Source organism: Leucobacter allii (assembly GCF_022919155.1).
Taxonomy (GTDB): domain Bacteria; phylum Actinomycetota; class Actinomycetes; order Actinomycetales; family Microbacteriaceae; genus Leucobacter; species Leucobacter allii.
Genome location: NZ_CP095045.1, coordinates 2,425,090 through 2,437,301, shown reverse-complemented (window position 1 = coordinate 2,437,301; position 12,212 = coordinate 2,425,090). Strand labels below are relative to the sequence as shown.

10 protein-coding genes and 1 pseudogene are annotated in these 12,212 nt (G+C 73.2%); 10 read left to right on the top strand and 1 reads right to left on the bottom strand.

Annotation, left to right across the window (positions count from 1 at the left end):
* Nucleotides 1–4: 4 nt before the first annotated feature.
* The 4 genes and pseudogenes from folE to MUN78_RS11310 form a co-directional block, all read left to right on the top strand.
* Nucleotides 5–583 (top strand): annotated as a pseudogene (gene folE, locus MUN78_RS11330) (GTP cyclohydrolase I); the annotation flags it as partial.
* A 7-nt stretch (nt 584–590) separates the two neighbouring features.
* Nucleotides 591–2,105: a dihydropteroate synthase gene (gene folP, locus MUN78_RS16710; RefSeq protein WP_283248399.1), complete on the top strand. Its 1,515-nt coding sequence runs from the start codon at nt 591–593 to the stop codon at nt 2,103–2,105.
* On the top strand, nt 2,102–2,710 hold the full coding sequence (folK, locus tag MUN78_RS11315) for a 2-amino-4-hydroxy-6-hydroxymethyldihydropteridine diphosphokinase (RefSeq protein ID WP_244726503.1): 609 nt from the start codon (nt 2,102–2,104) through the stop codon (nt 2,708–2,710). The genes folP and folK overlap by 4 nt, the downstream gene beginning before the upstream one ends.
* Nucleotides 2,703–3,224: a DUF3180 family protein gene (locus MUN78_RS11310; RefSeq protein WP_244689994.1), complete on the top strand. Its 522-nt coding sequence runs from the start codon at nt 2,703–2,705 to the stop codon at nt 3,222–3,224. Before folK ends, MUN78_RS11310 begins: the two co-directional genes overlap by 8 nt.
* A gap of 366 nt (nt 3,225–3,590) precedes the next feature.
* Here the strand turns inward: MUN78_RS11310 and MUN78_RS11305 are convergent, their stop codons facing one another.
* Nucleotides 3,591–5,162, bottom strand: coding sequence for an HNH endonuclease signature motif containing protein (locus MUN78_RS11305; protein ID WP_244726501.1), 1,572 nt, complete (start codon nt 5,160–5,162; stop codon nt 3,591–3,593).
* 418 nt (nt 5,163–5,580) lie between these two features.
* On the opposite strand from MUN78_RS11305, the gene MUN78_RS11300 reads away from it, so the two are divergent.
* The 6 genes from MUN78_RS11300 to cls all read left to right on the top strand — a co-directional run bounded on the left by MUN78_RS11300 (nt 5,581) and on the right by cls (nt 12,183).
* The gene (locus tag MUN78_RS11300; RefSeq protein WP_244726500.1) at nt 5,581–6,114 is read left to right on the top strand and encodes a PH domain-containing protein; all 534 of its coding nucleotides are present in this window, start codon (nt 5,581–5,583) and stop codon (nt 6,112–6,114) included.
* Nucleotides 6,111–8,027, top strand: a complete 1,917-nt coding sequence (locus MUN78_RS11295; protein ID WP_244726498.1) for a PH domain-containing protein — start codon at nt 6,111–6,113, stop codon at nt 8,025–8,027. Before MUN78_RS11300 ends, MUN78_RS11295 begins: the two co-directional genes overlap by 4 nt.
* Complete coding sequence (locus MUN78_RS11290) at nt 8,024–8,758, top strand: DUF2520 domain-containing protein (RefSeq protein WP_244726496.1); 735 nt, start codon at nt 8,024–8,026, stop codon at nt 8,756–8,758. Before MUN78_RS11295 ends, MUN78_RS11290 begins: the two co-directional genes overlap by 4 nt.
* A gap of 53 nt (nt 8,759–8,811) precedes the next feature.
* On the top strand, nt 8,812–10,380 hold the full coding sequence (lysS, locus tag MUN78_RS11285; protein WP_244689984.1) for a lysine--tRNA ligase: 1,569 nt from the start codon (nt 8,812–8,814) through the stop codon (nt 10,378–10,380).
* Nucleotides 10,381–10,440: 60 nt separating this feature from the next.
* Nucleotides 10,441–10,632: a hypothetical protein gene (locus tag MUN78_RS11280; RefSeq protein WP_244689982.1), complete on the top strand. Its 192-nt coding sequence runs from the start codon at nt 10,441–10,443 to the stop codon at nt 10,630–10,632.
* A gap of 69 nt (nt 10,633–10,701) precedes the next feature.
* Nucleotides 10,702–12,183, top strand: coding sequence for a cardiolipin synthase (gene cls / locus MUN78_RS11275; RefSeq protein WP_244689980.1), 1,482 nt, complete (start codon nt 10,702–10,704; stop codon nt 12,181–12,183).
* Nucleotides 12,184–12,212 lie beyond the last annotated feature (29 nt).

The window sequence follows — 12,212 nt, the reverse complement described above, 5'->3', positions numbered from 1 at the left end:
CGCCATGGGGGCCACGGTGGATCGGGAACGCATCGCCGCGGCGGTGCGCGAACTGCTCGGCGCGATCGGCTCCGACCCCGACAGCCGGGAGCTCGCGAGCACCCCGTTCCGGGTCGCCGACGCCTATGCCGAGTTCTTCGCGGGGGTGGGACAGGATCCCGCGGTGCTCCTCTCCGATGCGATCCCGGTCGGCGAGGACACGGGGGAGCTCGTGCTCGTCCGCGACGTCGAGCTCCGCTCCGTCTGCGAGCATCATCTGCTGCCCTTCCGCGGGCGCGCCCATGTCGCCTACCGGCCGGGCGCCCGCGTGGTCGGCCTCAGCGCCATCCCACGCGTGGTCGAGGTGCTCGCGGCGCGGCCGCAGATGCAGGAGCGGCTCGGTGAGCAGATCGCCCAGGTGCTCGAGGACGGGCTGGCGCCGCGGGGCGTGCTCGTCGTGCTCGAGGCGAGCCACGGCTGCGTGGCCGATCGCGGCGTCCGCCAGACCGAGGCGCTGGCCGTGACCGTCGCCTCGCGCGGCGAGCTCGCGGAGGACGCCGCGCAGACCGGCGTCTTCGCGCTCATCGGAGAGCGGCGCGGGGGCGGGCATCGTGACCGCGGCGGAGCTCGACGCGCTCGATCCGGTCGGAGCAGCGCGCGGCGCGCGCACGCGCGTCATGGGCGTGCTCAACGTGACCCCCGACTCGTTCAGCGACGGCGGCCGCTACGCGATCGCCGCGACCGCGATCAGCCGCGGACGCGAACTCGTCGCACAGGGCGCCGGCATCGTCGACGTCGGCGGCGAATCGACGCGTCCCGGGGCCGATCCCGTGGCTCCCGAGGAGGAGCAGCGGCGCGTGCTCCCGGTGATCCAGGCACTGGCGGCCGAGGGTATCGCCGTGTCCCTCGACACGATCCACGCCTCCACCGCCGCGGCCGGGGTCGCGGCGGGCGCCCGGTACCTCAACGACGTCTCCGGAGGACTGCACGATCCCGACATGCTCCGCGTCGCAGCGGAGGCGAGTCGCGAGCGGGGGGTCGGCTTCATCATCGGCCACTGGCGGGGCGTGCCGGACCCGGCGCATCGGCGTTCGGACTACCGCGACGTGGTCGCCGAGGTCGGTGACGCGCTGGAGGGGCTCGCGGCTGCCGCGGTCGCGGCGGGCGTCGATCCGGGCGGCATCGTGCTCGACCCGGGACTCGGCTTCGACAAGACCGGAGCGCAGGGCTGGGAGCTGCTCGCGGGGCTCGACGCGCTCGCGGCGCGCGGATACCCCGTGCTCGTCGGCGCTTCGCGCAAGCGCATGCTCGCCGATGCCCTGGCCGGGCTGCCGGAGCGCGTGCGCGCCGGCCGCGGGCTGGCCCCCGGGGTGCACGAGCGGGATCTCGCCACCGCCGTGGTGAGCGCGCTCGCGGCGCGGGCCGGGGCCTGGGGCGTGCGCGTGCACGACGTGGCCGGTACGCTGCAGGCGCTCGCGATCGAGGCGGCGTGGGGGGCGGGCGCGGCCCGGACTCCACGAGCGTCTGCGGCGGGATCCGGGGCCGGGGGATCCGGGCCCGCCTCGCCAGATGCGGCTGCGGTGCCCAGTGCGGCGGCGTCTCCGAGTGCGGCCGCGGTGCCCGGTGCGCCTGTGGCGGCCGGTGCGCCTGCGGCGTCGGTCGCGCCAGCTTTGCCGGGCACGCCAGCATCGCCGGGTGCGCCCGACGCGCCGGCCGTCCCCGCCGCTCCTGTCGCGCCGGCCTCACCGGCCGTCCCGGCGGATCGGATCGCGCTGACCGGCCTCGAGGTGTTCGCCCACCACGGAGTCTTCGATTTCGAACGGGAGCGCGGGCAGCGCTTCCTGATCGACGTGGAACTCGCCGTCGATCTCGCCGTTGCCGCTGCGGGTGACGCGCTCGAGCGCACGGTGCACTACGGGGAGCTCGCCGAGGCCGTCGTGGCCGGGGTCGAGCGCGATCCCGTCGACCTCATCGAGACGGTGGCGGAGCGCGTCGCCGAGATCGCGCTCGGCTTCCCCGGCGTCGTCTCGACGCGCGTCACGGTGCACAAGCCCGAGGCGCCCATCGATGCCGTGTTCGCCGACGTCGCCGTGACGGTCGTGCGCTCGGCGGGGGGCGACGCGTGATCGCCCAGCTCGTCCCCGTGCTGCTCGCCTTCGGGGCGAACCTCGGCGATCGCGGAGAGACCATCCGCGCGGCGCAGCGCGAGCTGGCCGCAGCCCCGGGAATCCGCGAGTTCGCGGCGTCGCCGCTGCGCGAGACCATCGCGCTCACGGCTTCGGGCCCGGATCCCGAGGCTCCTCGCTACCTCAACGGGGTCGCCCGAGCCGCGACGACGCTCACCCCGCACGCGCTGCTCGATCTCCTGCAGGAGGTCGAAGCGGTGCACGGGCGCGTGCGCGACGTGCACTGGGGCGACCGCACGCTCGACATCGACCTGATCCTGTACGGCGGTCGCGTGGTGCAGGACGAACGGCTCACCGTGCCGCATCCGCGGGCGCACGAGCGGGATTTCGTGCTCGCCCCGTGGCTGGCGCTCGAGCCCGATGCCGTGCTCATGGGGCACGGGCGAGTGGCGGAGCTCCTCGCCCGCGTCGGCGACACCACGCGGCCGTTCGACGAGAATGCCGATGGCGCGGTCGTGGGTGCCGAGCGTGCCGACGGTGAGAGTGACGTCGCGGGCGCCGGGGACGTTGCGCGCGCCGAGGGTGCCGAGGGTGCCGATGCGTAGGCTCGAGCGGAGCAACCCGCTCGCCGCGGTCGCGGCCGCCGCGATGGGCGCCGCGATCGGGCTCCTCGTGCAGTTCGCGCTGTCGAGTCGGGGGGCGGCGCCCTTCGTGCCGCCCTACTCGCTGCCGATCACGCTCGTGCTCATCGGTGCGGTGCTGCTTGGATTTGCGATCCGGTTGCGGCGCACGCTCGCGGGGCGGACGGGTCGCGTCAACCCGTTCCAGGCGGTCCGGCTGCTGGCGGCGGCGCGGGCTGGGCAGCTCGTCGGCGCCCTGCTCGGCGGATTCGGCGCGGGGCTCGCGCTCTCCCTGCTGGGGCGGAGCATTCCCGCACCCGTGGCGACGTGGCTACCCATGCTCATCGTGTGTGGAGCCGGCGCCGTGCTCGTCGCGTGCGCCGCATACGCGGAGCACGCCTGCCGCATCCCTCCCGATGACGAGGACGGCGGTGCGGGCGAGGGGGAGACGGACCCTGGGCGAGGTCCGGTCGACCAGGCGGCCTACCGGAAGCCCTGAACCGCGCCCCTGGGCGAACGCATGCGCCCGCCCGGTGCCGATCACGCACAGGAGGGGACCGAGACGCGCGGTCGGGGTCGCGGGAGCCAGTGCGGTCGCCGTCGTCGTGCGAACGCGGTGCGGGAGCCGCGGAGACACCGGGTCGCCGTGCACACCTGGTGCGGGAGCAACAGGGTCACCGGGTCCGAGAGCGAGCGTGTCACGGTGTCACGGTGTCACGGTGTCACAGGATCACAGGATCACAGGATCACAGGATCACAGGATCACAGGATCACAGGATCACAGGATCACAGGGTCGCCGCATGAGCGCGGTGCGGGAGCCGTCGGGTAGCGGGTCGAGCGCGGCACGGGGTCGCGGGTCGAGGGTTACGCGCTCCGGGCGAGCCCCGGGGGTCGAAGCGGGGATCTGACTCGATGCCACCGGCGCCTCGGATCCGTCCAGTACGGCGGGCGGACCTCGGGGATCCCGTCGTGCATGCGCACCTCCCACCCGGAAGAGCCGAGACTGCGGTGGTGGTGCCAGCAGAGCAGCACGCCGTTGTCCGTGTGCGTCGGCCCTCCGGCGGCGTGCTCGGCCACGTGGTGCACCTCGCACCAGGCGGCGGCGACCGTGCACCCGGGGATGACGCATCCGCCGTCGCGCACCGTGATCGCCCGCCGTTGATGAGCGGAGAAGATGCGCTGGGGCGAGTCCAGGCCGATGATCCGGCCCGTCGTGTCCTGCGTCACCCGCTGCACTGCGCCCGCGCATGCGGCGTGCCGCACCGTGCTGATCGGCACGGGCAGGGGCGCCCCGTCGGGGCCGTGCACCCAGCCCGCGCCGTCCCCGCTCGAGAGCTCCTCCGCCGTGACCTGCACGAGCACGGTGACGGGAGCGCCGCCGAGCTGCGGGGTCTCGGCCTGCTTCGCCGCCGCCGCGAGCAATGTCGCGAGGGCGTCGTGCCGGCGCTGATCCGCCGTCCGGGGGTCGGTCGGTGTCAACGCGTCGGCGTCGAGGACGGCGTCGTCGCGGCGCTCCGCGGTCCCGCCATGCGCGGCCTCGCCTGGTTCTGCCCCGGTGCCCGCCGTGGGCGAGGCGGCCTCGACGGGGGCGAAGCGGGGACGCCGCGAGGCCTGCGGGGCGTTGATCGCATCGCAGAGCCTGCCGAGCAGCGCTGCGGTCTCCGCGAGCAGCGCGCCGTGGAGAGGGACGAGCCCACGGCGCTCGCGACCGAAGCGGAGCCCGCGTTTGAGCTCCGCCACGGTCTCGCCGGGACTCTCGCCGTCCTGATCCAGGAACGAGCCCCAGACGCGGGCGACCGTCCGCATGCTGTCGTCGTGCAGGGGGAGCTCGCCGCCGTCGCCGGTCGCCGCCGCCACCATCTCGCGTTCGGCGACCGCCAGATGCTCGGGGTCGGCTGCGAGCTCGGTGCGTGCGAGGACGCCGGTGACGAGATCCGTGCACTCGAGGGAGAGGCGGCCCTCGGCGAAGGCGCGCGCGGCGCATTCGTTCACGGGGTCGAGTCGTTCGCCGATGATGCCGAGGCGCGGAGCCACCCGGTCCGCGACGCGCAGGCGCCGGGACAGCGTCCGTGCGGACGCGGCGGTCGTGTGCTGCAGCAGCTCGATCGTTCCGCGACAGCCGCGCCGACGGGCGAGCGACTCTGCCCCGAGGCCGGGGGCGCTCGCCGCTCTCACGAGGTGCGCAAGACGGACCTGCGCAGCTTCGACCCGACGCGACAGGCTCTCGACCTCGGCGACCGCCGCGAGCAACTCGTCATCCGACGGGGACTCCGGAAGATCCGACATCGCCGCATCGAAGCTCGCGATCGCCAGACGGAACCCGGGCGCACCGGCGACATCGCCCGCCGGAGGGTCCTCCGGATCGACCACCGCGCACCCCTCCGACAGCCCGGCCGGAATGGCCGTTCGGAGGTCGAGCTCGGGGTTCGGGTCCATGCTCTATTCTCTCACATTCGGGGCGAAATATCGAAGATATGTTCGAATGAAATGCGCGCCGTTGCGTGGTCCGGATCGTGTGCCGGATCCCGCGCCGGACCGTCTGCCCTCACAGCGCCGAGAACGCTCCCGGCCCGCGCGGACGCGAGCACGCGCCGGAGTGCACGCGGGCACGCGCCGGAGCGCCCGCTGCCGCCCGGCCCCGCTGTCGCCCGCTGCCGCACCGGGGGGGCGGTGCACCGCGACGCCGTGCGACTCGAGCGCATCGGCCTGCGCCGCACGCGGGAACGCGGGCGCATCATGGTTCGGAGAGCGCTGAGCCCGAGGCGCGGCCGCCGGTCACTCACGGACATGAGGCGGGGCTCCAGCCGACGCGGCGCGAGGGGCGGGCGTCGGACGTACCTCCTATGCTGGAGGCGTGAACGAGGAAGCGAAGAACGCCCCGGCGCCGTCGAGCGAGTCCGCCGTCCCCCCGAACGACGTCCCGGCCTGGCAGCGGGTGTCCTCCGCCTACGCCTGGGCGGATCTGGCGATCAACCTGCTCCTGGTGCTCGCGGTCGTCGCCGCACTCGTGATCGTGCTCGTCGCCACCTCCGGCGACGCTCCGCTGCCGCCGCGCATCATCCTCCCGATCGTGGCTGCGGCGCTGCTCGTCAATGCCCTGTTCGCCTTCCGGCGCGTCCGCGCGATCGGCTACATCCTCCGCGAGGACGATCTGCTCTTCCGGCGCGGGATCATGTTCGAGCGGATCGTCGCCGTGCCGTACGGACGACTGCAGCTCGTGGACATCACGCGGGGGCCGCTGCTGCGCGCCCTCGGCCTTGCGACGCTCAAGTTCGTGACGGCCTCCGCCGCGACCGGGGTGCAGCTGCCCGGTCTGCGCAACGAGGACGCCGAGGCGCTGCGCGACCGGCTCGTCGCGCTCGCCGAGACCCGGAGGTCGGGCCTGTGACGGAGGCCGGCGGTCCCGCGATCTCCGACGCCGCGCTGCCCGGCAACGCGGATGCCGAGGGGTGGCGGCGCCTCCATCCGCTCTCGCCGCTGCTGCGCGGCGGAGTCGTGCTCATCGTGGTCGCGGGCATCGTCTTCGCGAACTTCCGCGATCACTTCGTGAACCTCTTCTTCTCCGACCGCTTCACGGGCGGCGGCGTCGAGGTCGATATGAACGGCGAGGGCGACATCGTCGACCTCTACGAGTACCTCGCGGCCGAGGGGCTCCTGCTGCTCGTGCTGGGCGGGGTGCTCCTCGTGCTCGTGCTCATCATCGTCTTCTCCTGGGTCGCATGGCGCTTCGCGACGTACCGCATCGGCGAGGACGACGTCGAGGCCCGGCGCGGGGTGCTCTTCCGCACGCACCGACGCGCACCGCTCGAGCGGATCCAGAGCGTCAACCTGCAGCGCTCCCTCCTCGCGCGCGCCTTCGGGCTGACGAAGATCGAGATCGTGACCGCCGGTCAGGGCGGCAAGGTCGAACTCGCCTACCTCGCGCACGGGGACGCCAAGACGGTGCGGGAGCAGATCGTGCGGCGCGCGGCCGTGAAGCGCGGCGAGGGGTCTGCGCCCGGCGGATTCCCCGGCCCCAGCGAGACGCCCGAGACCGCGGCGGCTCCGCGCGCGGCCGCATCGGGGGATAACGCGTTCGCATCGGGGGACTATGCGGTCGCGTCGGGGGACCGCGCGGCGGAGGCGAGCGGCGCGACCCCCGATCCCGCGACGACGGCCGTCGGCATCGACGGCCGTCCCTACGCGCCGGCCGGGGATCGGCTCTCCGCGCGCGCCCAGGACTTCGCGGACTTCGACATCGACCCGGCCGCGCTCGCCGCCGACGCCCTCGTGAAGGTGCCGCTCGGGCGCCTCATCGGCAGCATCGCGCTCGGCTGGGAAGCGGTCGTGGTGATGCTCATCGCCGTCCTCGTCGTCGCGGGCGGCGCCGTCTTCGAGCCGGCCTTGATCCTCACCGTGATCCCGCTCGGCATCGTCATGGTGGGCATCGTCTTCAGCCAGTTCAACAAGGGTTTCAACTTCGCGCTCTCCCGGGGGCGGGATGCGATCCGCACCGGCTCGGGGCTCACCTCGACCATGACCGAGTCCATCCCCTTCGGTCGCATCCACGCGGTCGAGGCGCGGCAGCCGCTGCTGTGGCGGCCGCTCGGCTGGTGGCGGGCGCGGATCACGACGGCCGGGCACTCCGTCGCGCAGGGCGGACAGAACGCGACCCAGAACGTCGTGCTGCCGGTCGGGACCGAGGCGGACGTGCTGCGCGTCATCGAGGCGCTGCTGCCCGGCGTCGGTGACGACGAGCGCGGGATCGCGGCGCTCCGGGACGCGCTGAGCGGCGCCGGCACCGGGTATCTCGGCGCGGGGCCGCGCGCGGGGTGGGTGCTGTGGTTCGGCCGGCGTCGGGCCGGCGTCGCCGTCGCGGAGACGGGCTCTGCCGATGCGACGCTGCGCATCCGGCGGGGCGCGCTCACCCGCTCCCTCTCGATCATGCCGCTCGTGCGGGCCCAGTCCGTGCAGCTGCGCCGCCCGCTCGTCCACCGCTGGCTCGGGCTCGCCTCGCTCCAGGCGCACACGGTGCTCGGCCCGGTGCGCATGGAGATGCGCGGCATCGCGCTGGAACCCGCTCGCGAGCTCTTCGACGTGCTCGAGGCGGACGTGCTGCGGATCCAGAACGCCGAGGCGCGCGAGCTCTCCGACGCTCAGGATCGACTCCCGGAGCGCCCCCCGGCTCGAGTCGCCGAAGCGGGAACCGGCATTCCGGCGCCTCGCGCGGCGGGGGCCGAGCCGCACGGCCCGGCCCGGCTCGCCGACGTCCCGGGGGACGTCCCCGGGGACGCCCCGGGGAACGTCCCGGGGGCCCCATGAGCGGGCCCTCGGCGTCCGCGGCCAGCGCGTCGCGGCTCGGCGTCGGCGTCGTCGGAGCCGGCCGGGTGGGCCCCGTCCTCGCGCGCGCCCTCGCCGGCGCCGGGCACGCGATCACGGGCATCAGCGCCGTCAGCGCGGAGAGCCGCGAGCGCGCCGAGAGCATGCTCCCCGGAGTGCCGGTCCTCGAGGTCGCCGAGGTCGTGCGCCGCTCGGAGCTCGTGCTCTTCGCGATCCCCGGCGCCGAGCTCCCGGCGCTCGTGTCCGGTCTCGCCGCGACCGGGGCGTGGCAGCCGGGCCAGCTCGCCGTCCACACCGCGCCGGAGCACGGATTCGGCGTCTTCGCCCCGGCGCTCGCCGCCGGAGTGATCCCGCTGGCCCTCCACCCGGCACTCGTCTTCACGGGCACGAGCCTCGACCTGAGCCGGCTCGCCGGGGCCGCGGTCGCGGTCACGGCGCCGGGCCCGGTACTGCCGATCGGCCAGGCGCTCGCGGTCGAGATGGGAGCGGAACCCGTGATCGTGCGCGAGGAGGATCGGCCGGCCTACGCCGAGGCGATGGCGGCCGCCGTCGAGTTCTCCGGCGCCGTCGTGCGGCAGGCCGCGGGAGCCCTGCGCGAGCTCGGTCTCGCGCAGCCGGACCGGGTGGTCGGCGGCGTGGTGCGCGCCGCCGTCGAAGAGGCGCTCCTCGCGGCTCACACCGGCCCCGGGGCCGAGCCGGATCCCGAAGCCTGACGGGGAAGCTAGGATGGATCGGTACGCCAGCCAGCATGGAGGACCCCATCCCGATGAGCGAGCAGAACGCCGCAGCACCGAGCGCCCCGGGCGCCGAGACCACGGCTCCGGCCGCCGACGCGGCGGGCGCCGCCGAGGTCTTCGAGCAGAAGCGCGTGCGCCTCGAGAAGCGGGACCGGCTGAACGAGGGCGCCGAGCTCGCCGGCGGCGCCTACCCGGTGTCGGTGCCGGTCACCACCACCATCCCCGCGGTGCGGGCGACGTGGGGGCGGCTGGAGACCGGTGAGGAGAGCGGCGAGACCGTCGGCATCGCCGGCCGCGTCGTCTTCCAGCGCAACACCGGGAAGCTCTGCTTCGGCAGCCTGCAGGCGGGCGACGGCGAGCGCATCCAGGTGATGGTGAGCCTCGCCGAGGTGGGGGAGGAATCCCTCGCCCGCTACAAGGAGCTCGTCGACCTCGGCGATCACCTCTTCGTGCGCGGCCAGGTGATCTCGAGCCGGCGCGGCGAGCTCTCCATCATGGTATCCGAGTGGCGGATCGCGGCCAAGGCGATCATGCCCCTGCCCAACATGTACGCGGAGCTCAGCGAGGAGACGCGGGTCCGCCAGCGCTACCTCGACCTGATCCAGCGGCCCCAGGCGCGCAGCAACGTCGTCACCCGCGCCCGCACCATGGCGAGCCTGCGGCGCACCTTCGCCGAGCGCGACTACATCGAGGTCGAGACCCCGATGCTGCAGACCATGCACGGCGGCGCCTCGGCCAGACCGTTCATCACGCACTCGAACGCCTTCGACACGGAGCTCTACCTGCGCATCGCCCCCGAGCTCTACCTCAAGCGCGCCGCCGTCGGCGGACTGGAGCGCGTCTTCGAGATCAACCGCAACTTCCGCAACGAGGGCGCGGACTCGACGCACAGCCCCGAGTTCGCGATGCTCGAGGCCTACGAAGCCTACAGCGACTACCACGGCATCGCCGATCTGACGCAGGCGCTCGTGCAGAACGCCGCGCTCGCCGCCAACGTCGGCACCGAGCGGGAGGGCACGCACGTGGTGCAGTGGGCCGACGGCACGCTCTTCGATCTCGGCGGGGACTGGGACCGGATTTCGATGTACGGCACCCTCTCCGAGGCGGCCGGGCGCGAGATCACGCCGGAGACTCCGGTGCCCGACCTGCAGGCGATCGCCGATGCCGAGGGCGTCCAGGTGCAGCTGCCGAACCACGGCAAGCTGGTCGAAGAGCTCTGGGAGCACTTCGTGAAGGACGGGCTGACGCGGCCGACCTTCGTCATGGACTTCCCGGTCGAGACGAGCCCGCTCACCCGGCACCACCGCACGATCCCCGGGGTCGTGGAGAAGTGGGACCTCTATGTGCGCGGCTTCGAGCTGGCCACCGGCTACTCGGAGCTCGTCGACCCCGTCGTGCAGCGGGAACGCTTCGTGCAGCAGGCGGCCGAGGCGGCCCGCGGCGACGACGAGGCCATGGGTGTCGACGAGGAGTTCCTGCGCGCGCTCGAGCACGGCATGCCGCCGACGGGCGGCATGGGGATGGGCATGGACCGCCTGCTCATGGCGCTCACGGGGCTCGGGATCCGCGAGACCATCCTCTTCCCGCTCGTCAAGTAGCGCGCCCCGCGGGCCGCGCCCAGGAAATCCCCGCGGAAGCGGCGCTAGACTCGAGGCACTATGGATGACTGGTGGCTGAACGCGGTGTGGTCGCTGACCCCGACCGTGCTGGTCGGACTCTTCTTCTGGATGGTGCTGCGGCTGATCCTGCGCGCGGATCGCACGGAGCGACGGGTCTACCAGGAGATCGAACGGGAAGAGCGGGCGAAGGCCGGGCTCCCCGTCGCCGAGGAGCCGCGCCCCGGCGCCTGAGCCCTCCTCCCTCCCGATAGAGTGTTCCCAGCCGAACGGCTGGTGCGCGCGAGAATCGGAGGGGGCGGCATGGATCTCAGCTGGTTGGGCATCAACTGGCCGCTCGTGTGGACGGTCTCCGTCCTCATCGTGGACAACCTGATCCGCCTCGTGGCCCTGTTCGTCGTGCCGCACAACCGCCGCCCCACCGCGGGCATGGCCTGGCTGATGGCCATCTTCGCGCTGCCCGTCCCCGGACTCCTGCTCTTCCTCGTCATCGGGAGCAAGCGGCTGCCCCGGTCCCGCGAGGAGAAGCAGGGCGCCATCAACAGCTTCGTCGCCGAGATCGCCGAGCGCGAGGAGGCCGAGCTCGTCACGCACGTCGAAGGGCTGCACACCGGGCTTCGCAACGCCGTGAAGCTCGGCCGCTCGCTCGGGGCCCAGCCGATGCTGCGCGACAACACGGCGACGCTGTGCATCGACTACGAGGCGTCGTTCGCGCAGATGGCCGCGGCGATCCGCGAGGCGCGGCACTACGTGCACATCGAGTTCTACATCCTCGTGCACGATGACGCCACCGACGACGTCTTCGCGGCGATCCGCGAGGCCGCGGCGCGCGGCGTGCAGGTGCGCGTGCTGCTCGACCACATCTCCGCGGTGCGCAATCCGGGCGCGAAGCGCACGGCGGAGAGCCTTACGGCCGCGGGCGCCGACTGGGCCTACATGCTGCCCGTCCGCCCGTGGCGCGGGGAGTACCAGCGGCCGGACCTGCGCAACCACCGCAAGCTCATCGTCGTCGACGGCCGCGTGGGGTTCATGGGATCGCAGAACCTCGTCGACTCGAGCTACAACAAGGCGTCGAACCGGCGCCGCGGCCTGCACTGGAAGGACCTGATGGTCCGCGTCGAGGGCCCGATCGTGCTCGGGCTCGAGGCGGTCTTCCAGGGCGACTGGTACCTCGAGACGGGGGAGTACCTCACCCACCTCGCCGAGGAGTCCTTCGACGCGGAGCGGCCGGGGACCCTCGACTGCCAGATCGTGCCGAGCGGCCCGGGGTACGCGGGGGAGAACAACCTGCAGGTCTTCGTCTCGCTGCTCTACACGGCGCAGCGACGGATCAGCATCACGAGTCCGTACTTCGTTCCGGACGGTTCGATCATGAACGCATTGCGCGCCGCGACGGCGCGCGGGGTCGACGTCGAACTCTTCGTCTCCGAGATCGGCGACCAGGCCGTCGTCTACCACGCGCAGCGCTCCTACTACGAGGAGCTGCTCCGGGCCGGCGTGCGCATCTGGATGTTCCGGCCGCCGTACATCCTGCACTCGAAGCACTTCACGATCGACGACGACGTCGCCGTCGTGGGCTCCTCGAACATGGACCAGCGCTCGTTCGGGCTGAACATGGAGATCTCGATGGTCGTGCACGGGGCGTCCTTCGTGCGGGACCTTGACGGCGTGAACGACTACTACCGGGAGAACTCCCGCGAACTGACGCTCGAGGAGTGGCTGCAGCAGTCCCTGCCGGCGAAGCTCCTGGACGGTCTCGCGCGGCTCACCTCGGCGCTGCAGTAACGCGGCGGCGGCGATCCGTGCGAAGATCG